The 20,173-nt window shown below is 68.1% G+C and carries 12 protein-coding genes; 3 read left to right on the top strand and 9 right to left on the bottom strand.

Translation table 11 applies throughout. From position 1 onward, the window contains the following. Nucleotides 1-18: 18 nt before the first annotated feature. Genes AC5Y4H_RS08030 through hrcA form a run of 4 tightly spaced genes read right to left on the bottom strand, consistent with a single transcriptional unit; the run spans nt 19 to nt 4,241 of the window. Nucleotides 19-1,077, bottom strand: coding sequence for a PhoH family protein (locus tag AC5Y4H_RS08030; RefSeq protein WP_499980135.1), 1,059 nt, complete (start codon nt 1,075-1,077; stop codon nt 19-21). Nucleotides 1,078-1,133: 56 nt separating this feature from the next. After that, nucleotides 1,134-1,982, bottom strand: coding sequence for a 16S rRNA (uracil(1498)-N(3))-methyltransferase (locus AC5Y4H_RS08025; protein ID WP_499980133.1), 849 nt, complete (start codon nt 1,980-1,982; stop codon nt 1,134-1,136). 21 nt (nt 1,983-2,003) lie between these two features. Further along, on the bottom strand, nt 2,004-3,152 hold the full coding sequence (gene dnaJ / locus AC5Y4H_RS08020; RefSeq protein ID WP_499980130.1) for a molecular chaperone DnaJ: 1,149 nt from the start codon (nt 3,150-3,152) through the stop codon (nt 2,004-2,006). Between the two features lie 57 nt (nt 3,153-3,209). Then, nucleotides 3,210-4,241, bottom strand: a complete 1,032-nt coding sequence (gene hrcA, locus AC5Y4H_RS08015; RefSeq protein WP_067123147.1) for a heat-inducible transcriptional repressor HrcA — start codon at nt 4,239-4,241, stop codon at nt 3,210-3,212. A 248-nt stretch (nt 4,242-4,489) separates the two neighbouring features. Here hrcA and AC5Y4H_RS08010 point away from each other — a divergent pair, with 248 nt between their 5' ends. The 3 genes from AC5Y4H_RS08010 to AC5Y4H_RS08000 all read left to right on the top strand — a co-directional run bounded on the left by AC5Y4H_RS08010 (nt 4,490) and on the right by AC5Y4H_RS08000 (nt 6,372). Continuing rightward, nucleotides 4,490-4,804, top strand: a complete 315-nt coding sequence (locus AC5Y4H_RS08010) for a type II toxin-antitoxin system VapB family antitoxin (protein WP_499980129.1) — start codon at nt 4,490-4,492, stop codon at nt 4,802-4,804. 78 nt (nt 4,805-4,882) lie between these two features. Continuing rightward, a complete protein-coding gene (locus tag AC5Y4H_RS08005) occupies nt 4,883-5,479 on the top strand; it encodes a carboxymuconolactone decarboxylase family protein (protein WP_499980127.1) in 597 nt (198 codons plus the stop codon). Next, a complete protein-coding gene (locus AC5Y4H_RS08000; protein WP_499980126.1) occupies nt 5,476-6,372 on the top strand; it encodes a sigma-70 family RNA polymerase sigma factor in 897 nt (298 codons plus the stop codon). Before AC5Y4H_RS08005 ends, AC5Y4H_RS08000 begins: the two co-directional genes overlap by 4 nt. Here the strand turns inward: AC5Y4H_RS08000 and AC5Y4H_RS07995 are convergent. The 5 genes from AC5Y4H_RS07995 to AC5Y4H_RS07975 form a co-directional block, all read right to left on the bottom strand. Continuing rightward, nucleotides 6,366-6,887: an MTB12 family secreted protein gene (locus AC5Y4H_RS07995; RefSeq protein WP_499980125.1), complete on the bottom strand. Its 522-nt coding sequence runs from the start codon at nt 6,885-6,887 to the stop codon at nt 6,366-6,368. The genes AC5Y4H_RS08000 and AC5Y4H_RS07995 overlap by 7 nt on opposite strands. A gap of 277 nt (nt 6,888-7,164) precedes the next feature. Continuing rightward, nucleotides 7,165-7,704: an MTB12 family secreted protein gene (locus tag AC5Y4H_RS07990; RefSeq protein WP_499980123.1), complete on the bottom strand. Its 540-nt coding sequence runs from the start codon at nt 7,702-7,704 to the stop codon at nt 7,165-7,167. Between the two features lie 168 nt (nt 7,705-7,872). Then, entirely contained in the window at nt 7,873-9,159 is a 1,287-nt protein-coding gene (gene mbtG / locus AC5Y4H_RS07985) for an NADPH-dependent L-lysine N(6)-monooxygenase MbtG (protein WP_499980121.1), read from the bottom strand. After that, nucleotides 9,156-13,595, bottom strand: a complete 4,440-nt coding sequence (locus AC5Y4H_RS07980; RefSeq protein WP_499980120.1) for an amino acid adenylation domain-containing protein — start codon at nt 13,593-13,595, stop codon at nt 9,156-9,158. The genes mbtG and AC5Y4H_RS07980 overlap by 4 nt, the downstream gene beginning before the upstream one ends. Then, nucleotides 13,592-20,173 (bottom strand): amino acid adenylation domain-containing protein, encoded by a 6,582-nt coding sequence (locus AC5Y4H_RS07975; RefSeq protein ID WP_499980119.1) that lies wholly within the window; start codon nt 20,171-20,173, stop codon nt 13,592-13,594. The genes AC5Y4H_RS07980 and AC5Y4H_RS07975 overlap by 4 nt, the downstream gene beginning before the upstream one ends.

The following is a 20,173-nucleotide window of genomic DNA, read 5'->3' as shown; positions in this document are numbered from 1 at the left end:
AATCCACTCACCGCACCATCATCGACGACCACGCGAGCCCGCCGCCCGCCGCGACGCCCTGTTCATCGTCAGGCCGGGCTCGTCAAACTTCGCATAGGCGTCGACGATCTCCGAGACGAGCCGGTGGCGGACCACGTCCACACTGGTCAGCTCGGCGACGTGGATGTCATCCACGCTGTCCAGGATCTCCATCGCCGAGCGCAGGCCTGACCTGGCGCCGCCCGGAAGGTCGACCTGCGTGATGTCGCCGGTGACAACGATCTTCGATCCGAAGCCGAGTCGGGTGAGGAACATCTTCATCTGCTCAGCGGTGGTGTTCTGCGCCTCGTCGAGAACGATGAACGCGGAATTGAGGGTCCGTCCGCGCATGTAGGCCAGCGGCGCAACCTCGATGACTCCGGCGGTCATCAGTTTGGGGATCAGCTCGGGATCCATCATGTCGTACAGCGCGTCATACAGCGGCCGCAGATATGGATCGATCTTTTCGCTGAGGGTTCCGGGCAGAAAGCCAAGGCGCTCACCGGCTTCCACGGCCGGGCGGGTCAAGATGATGCGGCTGACCTGTTTGGTCTGCAGGGCGTTGACCGCCTTGGCCATCGCCAGATACGTCTTGCCGGTGCCGGCCGGACCGACCCCGAAGACGATGGTGTTGGCGTCGATGGCGTCGACATAGCGCTTCTGGTTGAGCGTCTTGGGCCGGATCGTCTTTCCGCGCCGCGACAAGACGTCCAGCGTCAGCACCTCGGCCGGTGACTCGTTGTCGGTGCCGGCCAGCATGGCGACGCTGTGGCGAACCACCTCCGGGGTCAGCGGCTGACCACCGGCAACGATGGCGATCAGTTCGGAGAGCGCCCGCTCGGCGAGCGCGACGTCGGCGGGCTCACCGGCGAGGGTGACCGCATTGCCACGCACGTGCAAATCGGCGTTCAGGCTGCGCTCCAGGGCCCGCAGGTTCTGGTCGGCCGAACCCAATAAGCCCATCACGACATCGGGCGGAACATCGATGCTGCTGCGAACCTGAGCAGAGGCGGGGACGGCTCCGGCTGCGTCAGCAGCGCTGGTCTCGCGGGGTGTCACGTGGCTCTCGATGCCTGCTTTCTCGGCTTGTCGGTGGGTTGCTGGGCCGTCTCAGTCTACGCCGAGGGCCCGGGTTGGTCAGTGTTCAGCAACGTACTCGACGGCGCGCCGGTGTCGCGAACCTGCTGCGCCAGGCCGTTTGCCGGCACATCGCCCGGCGGGTCCCAGCGCGGGGTCAGCACGCCCAGGGCACCCAGCGCCACGGCCGCGGCTGTCGACGTCCGCAGCACCTGGGGTCCGAGCCGCACCGCCGCCGCGCCCGCCTCGGACAACGCCGCCATCTCGTCGTCGGCGATCCCCCCTTCTGGACCGATGAGCAGCAGCAGTGACTTCGCCTGTGCCAGCTCGATATCCGCGAGTCGGTCGGTGGCCGACTCGTGCAAGGCCAGCGCCGTCGCGCCCGCGGCCACCTCGTCGCGGATCCGCCGTGTCAGCTCTGCGGTGGACAACACGCCGTCGACCGCCGGGATGTGTGCCCGACGGGATTGCCGGGCCGCCGACCGGACGACGGCACGCCATCGGCGCAACCCCTTGTCGACCCGATTGCCCTGCCAATTGGCCACGCATCGCGCGGCCTGCCACGCCACGAAGGCGTCGGCGCCGGCCTCGGTGGCCAGCTCGATGGCCAGCTCCGAACGCTCCGACTTCGGCAGGGCCTGCACGACCGTCACGGGCGGGGACCCCGGCGCGACGCTCCAGCGCTCGAGCACCCGCGCCCGCAGTCCGTCGCGCCCGGCATGTTCCACCTCGCAGTGGGCCAGGGCTCCGGCACCGTCGCCGAGCACGAGTCGTTCGCCGGGACGGATTCGCCGCACGGTGGCCGCGTGGAAACCCTCGTCACCGCCCAGCACGGCGACCGAGCCGGGCTCCGGCAGACCGTCGAGGTAGAACAGGGTCGCGACCATGTGCGCGCCTCCGGGCGCCGGCTAGCGTCCGGTGAAGGTTTCGCGGAGCCGGCTGAACAAGCCTCCGCCGGCATGTGTCGAGCGGACCTCGGGCACGTCGCGGTTGCGGCGAGCCTTCAGCTCGCGCAGCAATTCGGTGTCGCGGTGGTCGAGCCGGGCCGGAACCACCACCTCGACGTGGACGTGCAGATCGCCCCGGGTGCCGGATCGCAGGTGCGGCATGCCGTGGCCACGCAGCGTGATGACCGAAGCCGGTTGGGTCCCGGGCGGAATGGTGATCTCGCTGACGCCGTCCAGGATGGCGTCGACGGTGACGGTGACGCCCAGCGCCGCGTCGACCATCGGGACGGAAACCGTGCAGTGCAGGTCGTCGCCTTCGCGGACGAAGACGTCGTGGGCCTGTTCGTGCACCTCGACGTACAGGTCACCGGCCGGGCCGCCACCGGGCCCGACCTCGCCCTGGGCGGCGAGCCGGACGCGCATGCCGTCGCCGACGCCGGCCGGTATCTTGACGCTGATCTCGCGGCGGGCCCGCACCCGGCCGTCGCCCATGCACTGGTGGCACGGGTCGGGGATGACGACGCCGACACCACGGCACGTTGGACACGGTCGCGAGGTCATCACCTGGCCGAGCAGCGAGCGCTGCACCGTCTGCACCTCGCCGCGGCCACCGCAGGTGTCGCAGGGCACCGGTACCGAATCGCCGTTGGTGCCCTTGCCCTGGCACCGGTCACACAGCACCGCGGTGTCGACGGTGACCTGCTTGGTCACGCCGGTAGCGCACTCTTCGAGGTCGAGCCGCATCCGTAGCAGCGAGTCCGAGCCCGGACGCACCCGCCCGATCGGGCCGCGGGAGGTCGCGCCGCCGCTGAAGCCGCCGCCGAAGAAGGCCTCGAATACGTCGCCAAGCCCGCCACCGAATCCGCCGAACCCGCCGCCCGCCGCGGCCGCGTTCTCCAACGGGTCGCCGCCCAGGTCCACGATCCGCCGCTTCTCGGGATCGCTCAGCACCTCGTAGGCGGCAGAGATCTCCTGGAATTTCGCCTGCGCGGCCTGGTCGGGGTTGACGTCGGGATGCAGTTCGCGCGCCAGTTTGCGGTACGCGCGCTTGATCTCCGCGTCGCTGGCGTTTCTGCTCACGCCGAGCAGCCCGTAGTAATCGCGTGCCACGCTTGACTCTCCTATACCTGGTCTATCCCCGCGCGTACCCACCCTGCGGGTGCGCGTTCATCGAGCACCCAGGACTTCGCCGATATATAGGGCAACCGCAGCAACGCTGGCGATAGTTCCCGGATAGTCCATCCGGGTGGGCCCCAGCACACCCATTCCCCCGTAAACGGTGTCGGAGGTGCCGTAGGCGGTGGTCACCACGGAGGTGCCCAATATCTGCTCGGCGGCCGTCTCATGGCCGATTCGCACCGTCACCTTACCGGCTTCCTGCTGGGCGGCCAGCAACCGCAGCACCACCACCTGCTCCTCCAGCGCTTCCAGGATGGAGCGCAACGAGCCACCGAAATCGGCCGCGTTACGGGTCAGGTTCGCGGTACCGCCCAGCAACAAGCGCTCTTCGGTGTGTTCGACGAGCGATTCCAGCAACACCGTCGCCGACCGGCCGACGGCGTCGCCCAAGCCGTCTGGGCTGCTCAGCTGTCCCGCGAGGTCGGCCACCGCGACGGAGGCGGCCGACAACTTCTTGCCGACCAGCGCCTGGCCGAGCATCTCCCGCAGCTGTGAAAGTTCGTGATCGTCGATGACGTCACCGAGTTCGACCACCCGCTGGTCGACCCGGCCGGAGTCGGTGATGACGACCATGAGCAGCCGCGCCGGGGTCAGGGCGATCACTTCGAGGTGCCGCACGGTGGACGACGACAGCGTGGGGTACTGCACCACGGCCACCTGCCGGGTCAGTTGCGACAGCAGCCGGACCGCCCGGCGCAGGACGTCATCGAGGTCGACGCCGGACTCGAGGAAGCTCTGAATCGCGCGCCGTTCGGCCGAGGACAGCGGCTTGACGTCGTCGAGCCGGTCGACGAACTCGCGGTAGCCCTTCTCGGTAGGGACCCGGCCGGAACTGGTGTGCGGCTGGGTGATGTAGCCCTCGGCCTCGAGTACCGCCATGTCGTTGCGGACCGTGGCGGACGAGACGCCCAGGTTGTGGCGGTCCACCAACGCCTTCGACCCGATCGGCTCTTTGGTGGCGACGAAGTCGGCGACGATGGCGCGCAGCACCTCAAACCGACGGTCATCGGCACTTCCCACCGGCCGCCACCTCCTTCGATACCGCGTTGACCGGATTCATTTTACGGGCTCGGGCGATGCCGACCGTCACGAGCGGCGGTTCGGCGGAACCGGTTGCCGCAAGGACCACCGCCCGTCATCGCCGGGGCGCCCGCGGCGGCTGTCGGACGACTCTGTTCGGATGCACAGGTGCTGCCGAACGTCGGTCCGGCTAGCCTTTCCAGAATGAAGCGGTCGGGCCACAGCAACGAGTCAGAAGAGGTCGGCCGATGATCTTCAAGGGCGTGCGCGACGGTAAGCCGTATCCCGAACACAACCTGTCCTATCGGGATTGGTCCCAGATACCGCCGCAGCAGATCCGGCTCGACGAATTGGTCACCACCACAACGGTCCTCGCACTGGACCGCTTGCTCTCCGAGGACTCCACCTTCTACGGCGACCTCTTCCCGCACGCCGTCCGCTGGAAGGGCATCACCTATCTCGAAGACGGCCTGCATCGCGCGGTGCGCGCGGCGCTGCGGAACCGCACCGTGCTGCATGCCCGGGTGTTCGACATGGATATGCCGCTGGGGTCGCCCGCATAAGTGTCACGTTCGGGGTTCGCCGCGGGTCGACCTAGTAAGGACGTTGGTTTCAAGCCACAACTTGCCAGGAGGATCGCCATGTCACGGCTGCAAGGGGTCTCCGACCGCGACGCCGGCCTCGGCGCCAAAATCGCCTTCTTCTTCACCAAACGCAAGCTCGCGCAGATGGCCGGGCTCGAAACCGTGGGGATGCTCGAGCCGCTGCGGATGTACGCGCATATCCCCCGATTGCTCAGCGCCTACGGCAAGTTGGAGCAGGCCGAGTCGAAACTCGACATCCTCAGCCCCCGACATCGCGCGCTGGCGGAGCTCAAGGCGGCGACGACGGTGCGCTGTGAGTACTGCATCGACCTCGGCTCGCAGATCGCCCGGCAGTGGGGCATCACCGACGCGGAGTTGCTGGCGATGGCGAATTACCGCAACGCCGTCTGTTTCTCCGACGTCGACAAGCTGATCCTGGAGTACGCCACCGCGATGAGCCGCACCCCGGTCGAGGTGACCGATGAGCTTTTCGACGCGCTGCGTGTCCACTTCGACACGCCGCAGCTCGTCGGCCTGACCCACGTCATCAACCTGGGCAACATGCGCGCCCGGTTCAACATCGCCCTCGGTATCGGCTCGTCGGGCTTCTCGGCCAACCGGGTGTGCGCGTTGCCCGAGACCGACCGGCCGTGACGGCGGATCCGTCATTGGCGGCTCGCTTCGAGGCGGCCCGACCGCAGCTGGGCGCGATCGCCTACCGCATGCTGGGTTCGATCGACGACGCTCAGGACGCGGTGCAGGAGGCGTGGTTGCGGCTGAGCCGCAGCACCGAATCGGACGGCGCGAACCGCATCGCCAACCTGGACGCCTGGCTGACCACCGTGGTAGCGCGCATCTGCCTGAACATGTTGCGCGACCGCCGGACTCGCGGCGGCGAGGAACTTTCCGGTCACCTGCCCGATCCGATTGTGGAGGCGGTCGGTGAATTCGATCCCGAGCACCGCGCGATGCTGGCCGACGCGGTGGGACTGGCGCTGTTCGTTGTGCTGGACACGCTGCCGCCGGCCGAGCGCCTGGCGTTCGTGCTGCACGACGTCTTCACCGTGCCGTTCGATCAGATCGCGGCCATCGTGGACCGAACGCCGGAGGCGGCCCGCAAGCTGGCCAGCCGGGCCCGACGCCGGATCGAGCGGGCCGACCCGGCGCCCGACGGCACCTTGATCGCGCAGCGCGAGGTGGTCGACGCCTTCTTCGCGGCGGGGCGCAGCGGCGAGTTCGACCGCCTGGTCGCGGTGCTCCATCCCGACGTGGTGTTGCGTGGCGACTTCGGCCCCGCCACGGCCGTCTTCCGCGCCGAAGGCGCGTCCTCGGTGGCCAAGCTGGCCCGCAGTTACGGCGGGCCGGAACGCGAGGTGCGCAGCGCCACCGTGAACGGCGCCGCCGGAGCGGTGATTTTCGTCGCCGGCCGCGCCGCATCCGTCATGGGTTTCGTGGTGCGTGACGGCCGAATCCGCGCGATCGACGTGCTGGCGGATCCGGCGCGCATCGCCAAGTTGGACCTGCGCGCGTTACGCGCCGATCACTGACCGGCGGCCTGCAGCAGTTCCATCGCCGACGCCCGCGTCAGCACCCAGCCGCCCTGGTTGACGAACGTGACGTTCTGCGTGACCGGCGACGCCAGCTTGGGGCCGGAGACCGCGACGTCGGCGGTCGCCGAACCGGCCGCGGCGGGTTGGATGTTGGTGACGCCGAACGACAGCGGCAGGTCGCCGTTCTTGGCCGCCTTCTGCAGCTTCTTGTCTGCGACGTGCGCTTCCATCCCGCTGATGCCGCCCTGCACCAGGTTGCTCTTCTTGGCGAAGGAGACCTTAGGGTCGGCAAGGGTGTCGAGCACGCCGGCCAGCTGATCGGAGGTGGGCACGCTGGCGCCCGCAACCGGCTGCGCGGGCGGCGGATCCTGCGGAATCGGCAAGCCGACGGTGGTGAGTCGCACTCCGGCGGCCAGCGCACTCGGCGTCACGGCCGAGGCCACGCCGCCGGCGACGCCCCCGACGATGGCCAGCGCAGCCACCCCGGTGGCAACGGTCTTGACGATTCCCATGGTTCCCCCTTTTTGACCAGCACGAATCTCGATGCACGATCAGCAACCGGCATCGCCAATTGGTGGCGGTGTGGATGGTGTCAGCGCGCCTTTCGCGTCTCGTATTTCGCGCCTGGGCACCGATACGTTACGGCCATCCGATGAGGGAAGTTTCGTTGATGCCGCCGGGGTGATTGATCTGTGTGGACGGGGGCATGAACGCCAAATCCCATGCGCCGCCTTCCGGGGCGCATGGGATTCGGTTCGAAGCGTCGGTATTACTCGACGCGGATCTGCCTTAGTTGGTCGCGGTCGCCGCCTGCAGCAGGGCGAGCGCGGCATCGTGTTGCAAGACCCAGGTTCCGTTCTGGTTGACGAACACCAGGTGCTTGTTGACCGGTCCGGCGAACTTCGGCCCCGTGATGGCCACGTCGGCCTGGGCCATGTTCGGACCCGCCGGCGTGATGTTGGTGACGTTGAACTGCTCGGGGAAGTTCCCGTTGCGGTAGGCCTTCCGCAGGTCGTGGTCGGCCACCATACCCTCGTTTTGGGGGATGCCGTTTTCGACCAGGTTGGCCTTGTCCCTGTAGTTGACGCCGGGGTCGGTGGCCTGCGTGCAGAGGTTGGCCAATTGGTCAGCCGTCGGCAACTGCCCTGGCGCTCCCGGTGGCGCGGGCGGCGGAGGCGGCGGCGGGTCCTGCGGCAGTGGCGCGCCGACCGCAGCGAGTTGCACCTGATCGAGGCCGATCGGTGCTGCGATGGAAGCCACACCGGCGGCGGCGCCGCCAATGGCGGTCAAGGCCGCCACGCCCGTGGCAATGGACTTCACGGATTTCACAGGTCCCCCTTCGATGCACATGGACCGTCGCGGATATCTTGCGGATGGCCGCACGCGGTCACACGTCTCCATGGATGAAGATGGTGTAAGTGTGCACTGTGACACCTGAATTTGTGTCTCAGGTGGGTCACGTTATGACGACGCTACGGTCGCGCGGCCCCGCCATCGTCAAAGGGGTCGGCGCGCATCGTGTGTAGTGGTCACCGAATACCTCGCCGGGCCCACGGTGGATCCCAACACCCGATCGGACAGCAATCCGAGGCAGCTCAGGTTGGGAAAACCGGGCCCCTGGGTAAGTCCCGACAGGTTGGGCAGGAACAGTTTGGGCGTCACATCCGTGACGGCCAGGTCATAACCTATCGCCTCGGACAGCCGCTCTGAGGTCAGTGGCCCACCCAGACCTAGTTCGAGCAGATCCAGTGCATCCTGGCTGAATAGCGATGCGAACCAGAGTGAATCGGCGCCCGAGCCGTCGATCACGAGATCAAACCCATGTACCGTCTCGAGGTTCTCGCTCCCGCGGTTGGTGGACAGCGTCAACCGGATCTGTCCCTCCTTGCCTACCGCGTGCGCGACGCGGCCACGCAGGTGGTGAATGCGATCGTCGGCCAGCAGCGCTTCCTGCACGTTGGACGAGAACACCCCGCGGTCGGTGCGGGCCAACGCATCGCGGCGTTCGGCAAGGGTGAGGGCCGGCCAGTTGGTGGGATCGGAGAACAGCGAGTTCTCGAAAAACCCCTCGCCACGGGTGAACAACGTGGCCTGTGGCGAAATCACGGTGATGCTCGACACTCGGTGCCGGAAGAGTTCATAGAGCATTGCCGCGGCCGTCTCGCCACCGCCGATCACCGCCACCCGCTCCGCATTGATCCGGTCGTGATTGGCGGCACGGTCCCAGAATTGGGCAATCGACAGCATGCGCGGATTGCCGGGAAGCAAGGACCTTTCGGCCTGGCCCGGGCCGGTGATCATCAACGCATCGGCGTGAACGGTGGTCTCGTGAGTGTGTAGCGCCCAGCGGTCCCCGGCGATCGCCACTCGTTCGACGTCACCGTGAATCACGTTCATTCCCACATGGCCGGCGACCCAACCCAGGTACTGGCTCCACCGACGATGCGTCGGCGCCGGCCTGCCGCGGTCGATCCACTCGGCGAACGACGCCGTCGCGATCAGATACGACTGCCAGCTGTAGCGGGTCATCCTCTCGTCGAGTTCGGCGTTGCGGCGCGGCACCAACGCCGAGCGGTAGGGAAAGCCGACGTCTTTTTCCGGGCTGGTGCCCAGCCGGTGCGCGCCATCGGTCCAGCCACCGCTGGCCTGCCAGTTCGCCGCCACGCCGATCCGCTCCACGGCCACCACGTCCGGGACCTCGATGTTCATTTCGCGCAGGGCGAAGGCCTTGGCGGCCACCGCCACCGCCTTGGCGCCGGCACCCAGGATCGCCAGTGTGCTCATCTCACCATCTCCCGCAGCGAATCAATCCAAAGTTCCTGTAGCGCAGCTATATCCGCCTCATCGAGAATGTCGGGCAGGGCGCGCCACTGCGCCGCCAGAACCCGCTCGCCGTCGTAGGTCAGCACTATCGCCGCGATGGTGAGCTCGTGTCGCACCGCCAGCTCAGGCTCCGGGACCGGCGACGTCCCGGCCAGTAACTCGCGTTCGAGCCGCAGCCCTGTGCCACCGTCGGTGTGGGCGGCGCCGAGATAGTTCAGCAGCAGTTGCGGTGGTGGAAAAGCGGCGAGCCGGTCGGCGGTGTCATCCCGCAAGTAGCGCAGCAATCCGTAGTCGAGTCCATCGCCGGGGATCGCCGACAACCTCTCCCCCACTTCGCGCGGATCACTCGAGTCCAGTCGCACCGGGTAGATGGAGCTGAGCAAACCGACCGTGTCGCTGGTGTCGACGGTGTGCGCACCCGGCGCGTCCACCAAACTATCCGCGCGACCGTGGGTTTCGAGTGCGAGCAGCGGGGGCGGCGTGGCCTGACCGCGCAGCTCGCGCCAGCGCGTCACCGTCGCCGCGGTGGCGGCGACCAGGAGCGTGGGCAACGACAGCCCCGATTCCAGCAGCCGGCGGGTGACCTCAGCGTCGGTGGCGATGTTACGAACGAGCAGATCGCGAGCCCGGTCGCGGCTGGGATCGAGCCGCCGGGCACCGAGGTCAGGATCGTCGCCCTCCAGCTGGGCCGCCCAGAATTGCACCGTGTCCAACCGGTGTGCCCGCGCGATGAGCGCGTCCGCCCAGCGTCGATAGCTGGTGTGTTCGCGAATGGGCGCCGGTGCGTGGCCGGCGGCCGCGGCCGTCAGGGCGGCACCGAGTTCGCCGAGGACGACCCGCCACGACGCCGGGTCCAGCGCGACGACATGCGCCGCCAGCAGCAGGACGCTCTCTCCCACCGGCGGCCGTAACCACACAGCGGACAGCAGCGCGCCGCCTTCGGGGTCGAGGCGATCGAGGGCCTGGGCGACATGTTCGGGCACGGCGGCGACCAGATCGCCAACCACATCAACCTCGTTGACCAGGCTGACGATATCGGCGGCCGGTACGGGCGTCAGGGTCATGGTGGAACGGTTCACCCGGGTGCGCAGCACTTCGTGGCCCTCGATGATGCCGGCCAGAGCCGCATCCAACTGCTCGCGGCGCAGCGTCTCGGGCAAGCGGATGGCTTCGGTCTGGGCGAGCCTGCGCGGGTCGCCGAATTCGTAGAGCCACCGCGCGTTGGGCAGCAACGGCATTGGCCCGCTGCCGGTGTCCACCTGCTGGGCAGCGGCCGTGGTCTCCGCGTCGATCGCCTCGGCCAGTTCGCGAACATTGCTGCACTCGAGGATGAGCCTGGCGCGCAGGGCAATTCCGCGTGCACGGGCCGCTTGCACCACCGACAGCGCCATGATGCTGTCCAGGCCGAGCTGCAGGAAGTCCGCGGTGACGTCGATGCGCGGTTGCCCGAGCAGCTCGGCGAGCAGGTCGGCCAACGCGTATTCCGTGGCGGTGTCGGGCGTCGCCGCGCCGACCTCGGACTCGCCGTCATCGAGAGCGGCCAACGCGGTTTCGTCCAGCTTTCCGTTGGCGGTCAACGGGATTTCGTCGACCAGGACGATGCGCTGTGGAACCATGTAGCGCGGCAGCCGCGTGCTGAGCATGCTCCGCAGCTCGGCCGTTGCGGGCCGGCCCGCGGTCGTGTCCGGGGCCACGTAGGCGGTGAGCCGCGCATGGCCCCGGCGCTGCTGCACCAACACTCCCGCGTGCTGCACGGCTGGGTGTGATTCGAGTGCGGCGGCGATTTCGCCGGGTTCGACGCGGTGGCCGCGGATCTTCACCTGTGCATCGGCGCGTCCTACGTATTGCACCGAGCCGCTGGGTAACCGGCGCACCAGGTCGCCGGTGCGGTACATCCGTTCGGCCGGTGCGAACGGGTCGGCGAGAAAGCGGGCGGCGGTCTCCGCAGCGCGGCCCAGGTAGCCGCGGGCCAGCTGGGCACCGCCCAGATACAGTTCGCCCGTCGCTCCAGAGGGCACCGGGCGTAGCGCGGAATCCAGCACGTAGCCGCGGGTGTGCCGGGTCGGCCGCCCGATGGATGGCTCGTCGTGCTCGGCGATGGCGGCGACCACCGCCTCGACCGTCGTTTCGGTGGGCCCGTAGCAGTTGTAGGCCGTCATCGCCGTTGCGCCGCACGCGTTGCGAATCCGGGCCCAGGCCGATCTGCCGACCGCCTCGCCGCCCAGCGCCAGCACGGCCAGTGACGCGTCGGTCAGCAAACCAAACGCTTGCAGCTGGGCAAACATCGACGGCGTGGTGTCGATCATGTCGATATCGTGCGCGGCGATCAGCGCGACAAGAGCCTCGGCATCGATCTGGGTGTGTTCGTCGACGATATGAATGCCGTGTCCGTCGAGCAGGCCGGCCAGCGGCTGCCACGCGGCGTCGAAGGCGAACGACCACGCGTGCGCGATGCGCAGCGGCCGGCCCAGTTCGCCTGCGGCGGGCCGCAGCACGCGGTCCAGGTGATCGTCGGCGTAGGCGCTTATCGCGCCATGAGTTCCGATGACGCCCTTGGGTTCTCCGGTCGTGCCCGAGGTGAACACGACGTATGCGGCCTGGGCGAGTGGAACGTCCACGGGGTTGAAGTCATCGTCAAGCTGTTCGCCGCCGTCGAGCAGCTCTTCGGTCAGCTCTTCGTCCAACACGATCGGTGCGCCCGATTGACGCAGGATCGAGCTCACCCTTTCGGGGGGCGTTCCCGGCTCCATCGGAACGCACATGCCACCGGCTTTGAGCACGGCGAGTATCGCGATGACGTACCGCGGGCCCCGGGAAAGCCTGATGCCCACCGGCGTTTCGGGCGTGACTCCCTTGTGGGCTAGTCGCGCCGCCAGCCGGGTGCTGTGCAGGTCCAGCTCGCGATAGCTCAGCGTGCCACCAGCCCAGCTGACCGCCGGCCGGTCCGGTGCCCTGGCCACGACGCCGGCGAATCGGGCGTGGACGCTCAACGGCGACACCGGCTTTGGCGTACCGGCGGCGCGCAGCGGGTCCGCCTCATCGTCGAGCAGGACACCGATTTCGCGCAGCGGACGCTCCCAGCCCTGCAACAGCCTCTCCGCGGTGGTGAGCACCCGCCGTCCTAATGTGGCGGCGGGAACGGCACCCAGCGCCCCGTCGATCGCTTCGATCAGCACCACCAGCTCGCCGCCCTCCATATGGGCGGCGATGGCGATCGGAAAATGTGACAGAGTTTGCAGGGCGGACGGGCGGAATGTCGCTCCGTCAGCGGTCAATTCGCCCCCCGCGGCCAGTCCGTTCATCGGGAAGTTCTCGTAGACCAGCAGGGTGTCGAACATTTCCCCGACCCCGCCGAGGGCCCGAAGTTGGGCATGCCCGAGGTAGCTGTGCTCACGCAGCAGCGCGGCGTTGCGCTGCACGGCGCGGCATTGCTCGCCGGCCGTCGCGGCCGGCTCCAGCACCACGCGCAGCGGCACGGTGTTGATGAACAGGCCGACCATGGTCTCGACGCCGGCCAGTTCGGGGGGACGGCCGGAAACGGTGACGCCGAAAACCACATCGTGCGTGTCGGTCAGCCGCGACAACACCAGCGCCCACGCCATTTGCATCAGGGTGTTGACGGTGATGCCGCGGGATCGGCCTTCGTCGATCAGCCGTCTGGTGGTGTCCGCCGGCAGTCGCAGCCGGGTGGTGCGCGGCAGCGGTCTCTGCCGGCCCTCGGTCGTCTCGAGGGATCCGAGCGACGCGGCGAGCAGGGTGGGCCCCGGGATGCCCGCCAGGTGCTCGCGCCAGACGCGGTGGCTGGTTTCCGGATCGCGGCTCGCCAGCCAGCCGATGTAGTCGCGGTACGGCCGCGGGGGCACGGGCAGCGCCGACGGGTCGCCGCCGGCCTGATACAGGATCATCATCTCGTTGACGAACACCGGCAGCGACCATCCGTCGATCACGATGTGATGGGCGGTGAGCACCAACCGCCATTGCGCGCCGGGCAATTCGATCAACAGAAAGCGGATCGCCGGCCCACGTTCCAGATCGAACGGTCGACGGCGCTCGCCGGTTTCCAGCGCCGGCACGTCGCCGGGTGTGGCGGCCACCAGGCGCCAGGGCAGCTCGACGCGGGACGGCACGATCTGCACCGGTCGCGGAATTCCCCGGCTGAAGAAGCTGGCCCGCAGGTTCGGGTGCCGCACCAACATCTGCTCCGCGCACCCGCGTAACAGAGTGACATCGAGTCCGCCGGAGATGTCCGCCCCGATCCCGATGACGTACGGGTCATCCGCCGCGTCCCCGTCGGCGAATTCGGCGAGTGTGGTCAGCGAGTACAAGCCCTCCTGCAGCGGGCTCAGTGCCATCACATCGTCGATGTCGGGAGCAACATCCGTTTTGGCGGCGGTCATGTCGTGCCTTCACGCGACGAGGAGAACAGTCGTGTCACGGCAGCCAGATCCGATGGCGACAGTCCGGAGGCACTCATCGGCTCGAATCGGGTATCGGTCGCCTGCCCGCCCTGCTGGATGTCGGCCCCTTCGCCACCCAGAGCGTCCAGCGCCGCGGCCAACTGGTGCACCGTCGGATTCTCGAAGATCATGCGCGGACTCACGGCCAGGCCGGCCGCCCGCGCCCGCGAGGCGAGCTGCACGGACAGGATGCTGTCGCCGCCGAGGGCGAAAAAGTCGTCGCAGCGCCCGATTTCGGGAGTCGACAGCAACTGCGCGAAGACCTTGGCCAGCGCCCGCTCGGTGTCCGTGCACGGGGGTTCGGTCTGTCCGCCGGTGCTGACCGCCGGCCGCGGCAGTCCGGGCCGGTTCAGCTTGCCCGATTCGGTTTTTGGCAGGACGTCGAGCACGGTGAGCGACGACGGCAGCATATACCCCGGCAGTGTCGTGGCGATCGCGGCACGCACATCCCCCGCAAAAGCCGCCTTCTCGGCGCCATCGGCGATCGGTCGTTGCGGCACAACATATCCGGCCAGCGATGTGCCGCCGTGCAGCTCCCACGTGCGCGCTGCCGCGGCCGCGACGCCGTCCGCTGCGGCCAGCGCCGCCTCGACCTCGGCCAGCTCGACGCGGAAACCGCGCACCTGCACCTGGTGGTCGGAGCGTCCGACGAATTCCAGTTGGCCGTCCTCGGTCCATCGGGCCAGGTCGCCACTGCGGTACAACCGCGAACCCGGCTTTACGCCATAGGGACTGGCGATAAACCGGGTGGCGGTCAGACCCGCGCGTTTCCAATAGCCTCGGGCCAGCTGGTCACCGGCGTAGTACAGTTCGCCCACCACACCGACCGGGACGGGACGCAATCCATCGTCGAGCAGATAGGCCTCGGCACCCGGGACTGGTTTTCCGACAAGCGGATTCGGCAGACCCAGCTTCCCGCGGGACACCGCGCCGGAGGTCTCGGTGGACCCGATGTTGTTCAGCAGCTCCGTGCCGGGGCCGTCCTCGTCGGCGCACACCGACACCAGGCGCTGCAGCAGCGCCGTACTGACCGGTTCGCCGCCGCACACCAGCCGCGACAATGAGCGCACGGCGTCGGGCCGGCTGTCCACCAACGCCGAGACCAGGCTGGGCACCGCGGTTACCTGAGCGACCGAATACCGCTCCATCAAGTCCCCGAGGGCCTCCGGATCGCGGTGCTCGGCATCGTCGGCCAGAATCATCGTCGCGCCGGCCGCCAGGCCGGCCAGCATCTCCATGCCGCCTTCGAGGAAAGTGATGGAGGCCTGGGCCAGGCGGACGTCGTCCGTTCGCGGCGGGTAGTTCCGCAGCTGCCAGTCGAGCCGCGCTGCCATCGAGCGATGAGTTCCCACGGCACCTTTCGGCTTGCCGGTGGACCCGGACGTGAACACCAGGTACATCGGGTCGTCGGGGCGCGGAAGCGGCAGGGCCCCCGGCACCGGACGCACGGCGTCGCTGTCCATTAGGGCGCGTACCTGTGGGTCGTCCAGCGAGATCAGCTCGACCCCGGGCAGCCGCGGCATGGCGTCCATCGCTTCGACCGTCGCGACCACGACCGGCGGTCGCACGTCGTCGAGCATGAATTGCTTTCGCGCCGGCGGATAACCGGGATCGATGGGAAAGTAACCGGCGCCGGCCTTCATGATGGCCACCAGCGCCACCACCAGCTCGACGCTCCGCCGGGTCGACAACCCGACCAGCGACCCGGCGCCCACTCCGCTCAGCGCGAGCAGCGCGGCCAGGTTGTCCGAACGGCGATGCAGCGCAGGGTAATCGATGCTTTCCGTGCCGCAACGAACCGCGATGCGGTCGGAGCCCCACGTCCGGCTGGGTTCCAGCAACTCCGGGATGGTGCTCAGCCGGTCGCGTTGCGGCTGCCCGCCGCGGCTCCAGTCCCGCAGAATGCGGCGCTGTTCTTCGGCGTCGATGAGCTGGACATCCCGCAAAGTCTGATCGACGTCGTCGGCAAACTCAGTGAGCGTCTGGGTCAGCCAATGCGCCAACCGCTCGACGGTGGTCTCGGCGTAGAGTTCGGTGCGGTAGATGACATTGCAGTGGTAGCCGATGTCACCGGAGCCGTCGGTCCCGAAGAAATTGACGCTCAGATCGGCGTGGGCCATGTCGAAGATCGGGTCCAGCGAGGTGCACACGGTGTCCTGCTCGTCACTGCCCGCGGGCGCAGTCTCGATGACCCTCGTCGCGGACAGGTGATCCCGGACGTGCACGACGACCTGGAACAGCGGGTTGCGTGACAGCGAGCGCACCGGGCTGACGCTGTCGACCATGCGGTCGAACGGCAGATCTTGGTGGGCGTAGGCGGCGAGGGCGGTCTCCCGGGCCCGCTTGAGCAGCTCACGCAACGTCGGGTTGCCGTCCAAATCGTTGCGCAGCACCAGGATGTTGACGAAGAATCCGATCAGCTGATCCAACTCGGCTTCGGTGCGGCCGGCGACCGGGGTGCCCAGCGGAATGTCGGTTCCGCCACCGGCTTTGTGCAAGACCACGGCGACGGCCGTTTGCAGCAGCATGAATTCGGTGATGCCCAGCTCGCGACATAGCTCACCGAGCTTGGCGCGGGTGGCCGAGTCGATGTGGAAGTCGACGGACCGCCCCTCGCCGCTGGGCACCGGCTGGCGCGGAAAGTCCGGACGCAGCCCGGTGTCCTCCGGCAACCCGGCCAGCTGCCGGGTCCAGTACTCCCGCTGCTCACCGGCGATCGCGGACTCCTGGCCATTGGCGTCCCCCAGGAACGTGCGCTGCCACGTAGCGTAGTCCGCATACTGCACACGCAGGGGGGTCCAGGACGGCGCTTCTTTGCCGCGACGGGCCCGGTAGGCGGACATCACGTCGGAGAACAGCACGCCGGCCGACCAGTGGTCGGAGGCGATGTGGTGCACGACTACAGACAGCACGTGCTCGCCTGAGTTCTCGGTGCGCAGCACCGCGACCCGGATCGGCAATTCGGCGTCAAGCTCGAAGCAGTGGCACCGCTCGACGTCGAGCTGCCGCTGCAGCCAGGCGTCGTCGGGTCCATCTTCGCGGCGCACCGGAACTTCGACACCGGCCGCACCCACGACTTGATACGGCACACCATCGAGCTCGACGTAGCTGGTGCGCAGGATTTCGTGCCTGGCAACGACATCGCCGACCGCGGCGATCAGCGCGTCGATGTTCCACGGCCCGGTCAGTTTCGCCGCGAAGGGGATGTTGTTGACCCGGCTGGGTCCGTCGACGCGGTAGGCGAACCAGCTGCGCAGCTGTGACGCCGAGAGCGCCATGGGTTCGTCGTGCGCGGTGGCGATCAGCCTGGGCCGCGACTGCCGAAGTTCACCCGCAGCCAGCTGGTCGATCCGTTCGGCCAGCGCCGCGACCGTGGCGAGTTCGAACACGTCGCGGATCCCGATTTCCACGGCGCACTCCGCACGAATGGCGGTGACCAGCTTGGTGGCGACCAGCGAATGGCCACCCAAATCGAAGAACGAGTCGTCGGCGCCCACCCGCTCATGGCCGAGCAGCCCCGAAAACAGTTGCGCGACACGCTGTTCGGTGGGAGTAGTGGGGTCCCGGAATTCGGTAGTCGTTGCGATCTGTGGTTGTGGCAGCGCGGCGCGATCGATCTTCTGATGCGCGGTGATCGGGATCTCGTCGAGCACGACGTAGGCGGCCGGGGTCATGTAGTCCGGCAGCGCGGCGGCCACCCGCGCCCGGATGCGCTCGACGTCAACCGTTTCCGTTCCGGCGCCCTGGGCCGGCGTCAGGTATCCCACCAGGCTCTTGCCCAACTGGGGCAGGTCCATCGCCACCACGATCGCTTGCCCGACGCTGGGATCGACCGAGATCGCCGCCGCGATCTCACCCAACTCGATGCGGAAGCCGCGGATCTTCACCTGCTCGTCGGCGCGGCCGACGAACTCGATGTCACCCCGGGCGTTGCGGCGGGCCAAATCACCGGAGCGGTACATCCGCCCACCGGGCGTGGACGGGTCGGCGACGAATCGCTCGGCCGTCATTTGGGGCCTTCGGTGATAGCCATGCGCGACATGCGTCCCGCCAATATAGATTTCACCGATCACGCCGACGGGAACCGGCCGCAGCGCGTTGTCGAGCAGATACACTTTCGTGTTGATCTTGGGTCGGCCGATCGGGACCACCCGGGTGCCCTGGGCGCCCTCCACCGGATAGCTGGTGCAGTTCACCACCGTCTCGGTCGGACCGTAGAAGTTGTACAGCGACGCGTCGAAGGTGGCGTGGAACTTGTCGGCGATCTCGCCGGGCAGGGGCTCCCCGCCGATGGGCACGCGTCGCAGGGTCCGCCACTGGCCCACGCCGGGTAATGAGAGGAACAGCCCGAGCAGCGACGGCACGAAGTGCATCGACGTAATGCCCTCGCGCGCCAGCAGGTCGGTCAGGTAGCCGATGTCGCGCAGCCCATCGGGCCGCGGAATCACCAAGCGGGCGCCCATGATCAACGTGCCGAAGATTTCGCCCATCGACACGTCGAAACTGGGCGAGGCGACCTGCAGCAGACGGTCGGTGTCGTCGACCCGGTACTCGTCGCCGAACCAGATGAAATACTCGGCGATGGGCGCGTGTGGCACCGGAACACCTTTGGGCAGCCCGGTGGAGCCCGAGGTGTAGATCAGGTAGGCGGTGTTGTGCGGGCTCAGCGGTCGGATCAGCTCGGCCGGCGCCGTGGCCGGGTACTCTGCGGCATCGCTAACCGGCTCGCGCACAACCAGTTTGGCGTCCGCATCCTCGAGGATGAAGGCGAGTCGATCCTCCGGGTAGGTGGGATCCACCGGTAGATAGACCCCGCCCGCCTTAAGCACCCCGAGTGCGGTGATGACCAATTCGGGAGACTTGTCCAGCAGCACCGCGACACGGTCCTCGGTGCCGATGCCGTGCGCGATGAGCCAGTGCGCCAAGCGATTCGACTCTTCGTCGATCTCCCGGTAGCTGTAATCGCGGCCCTCGTAGACGACGGCTATGGCGTCGGGCGTCATACCCGCCCTGCGAGCGACCAGCTCGGGCAACGTGCTGGCTGGGGTGACGAACTTCTCGCCGGTCGACACCGCGCGCAGCCACTCGGCGTCTTCGCCGCTCATCAACGCGCATGCCGACAGCTTCGAGTCGGGCTCCGCGAGCAGGCCGTCGAGCAAGGTGGCGTAATGGCGCAGCAGCTGCTCGACCAACTGCTGATCCATGACCTCAACCAGGTACTCGGCCTCGACAATGCCGCCGCCGGGGCCGTCCGGCGTCCGGTCCAGCTCGACCATCAGGCTCAGCGGCAATTGATTGAAATGCCCGCGCAATTCGCCCCGTTCGCAGCGCACGCCCGGCGGACAGAAGCCGACGCCGTCGGGCTCCCGCTGCCCGAAGCTCACCCGGGTCATCCGGTCGGCGCCATGCCGACGATCGGGATTCGACTCGCGCACGAGCCAGTCCAGATCGGCGCGCGAATGGGCGAAGGCGCCTACCGCGTCGTCACGAGTTTGGGCCAGCAGCTCACGGAAAGTCCGGTGTGGTTGCGGTCGCAGCCGAATCACCACCGTGTTGCCGTGATACCCGATCACATCCTCGGTGCCCACGCCGCGGTTGAGCACCGGCGCCGCCACCAGGAAGTCGGTCGATTGGGTGTATCGGTGCACGAGCGCGGCGAACGCGGCCATCAACACCATGTACGGGGTGGCGCCCGTCTCGTGGGCCAGCGCGGCCGCCCGCTCGACGGTGTCCGCCGACAACTTCGCGAACGCGCGCTGCGCACGCCACGTGGTGGGTACCACCGAGCCGTTGGCTCCGGGAAGCTCGAGGGGTTCCGGTAGGTCGGCCATCAGCGCCCGCCAGTAGTCCAAGTCCTCCTGCCGAATCGCGGTCGCAGCCGCCGAACGATCCGTCAGCACCCGGCCATCGGCGAAGGCGTCCGGTTCGGTGTATGCGCGGGTCAGATCGGCGAAGAACGGTGCCCAGGAGCCGTCGTCCCAGGCGATGTGGTGCGCGGTGATCAGCAGCATCTGCTCGTCGTCAGCCAGGCGCGCCACCGTGACTCGCAGCGGTGAATCGGTGCTCAGATCGAATGGCCTGCGAAAGTCTCGCTGCGCCAGCACATCCAGCCGCAGCCGGCGCGCCTGATCGGGCAACCCGGTCAGATCGTGCTCGGCCCACTCGGGTCGCAGGTCCCGGCGAACCACGGGATGCGGGTCGCCCTCAGCGCCGGTGGCATACGTCGTGTGCAGCACGCGGTGCCGCGCGGCGACGGCGTCGACCGCACGGTGCAGCCGCGCGATGTCGACCGTGCCGGAGAGGCGGTAGGAGACACAGATGTTGAGTAGCGCGCTGTCGGGGTCGACGGACTGCACGAACCACATGCGGTGCTGCCCGACCGACATGCGCGGCTCGCCGTCGCCCGCGACCGGCGCCTCGGCGGTCGTCCTGGCCAGGCCGCGCTCAGCGAGCTTGCGGCGCAGCAATTCCAGGCGCTCGTCGTCGAGACGGGTGCTGACGCCGGTGGTGTCTGTCAC

Source organism: Mycobacterium sp. NGS58 (assembly GCF_059812385.1).
The sequence above is the reverse complement of the archived record's forward strand: the minus strand, read 5'-3'. Positions and strand labels throughout refer to the sequence as shown.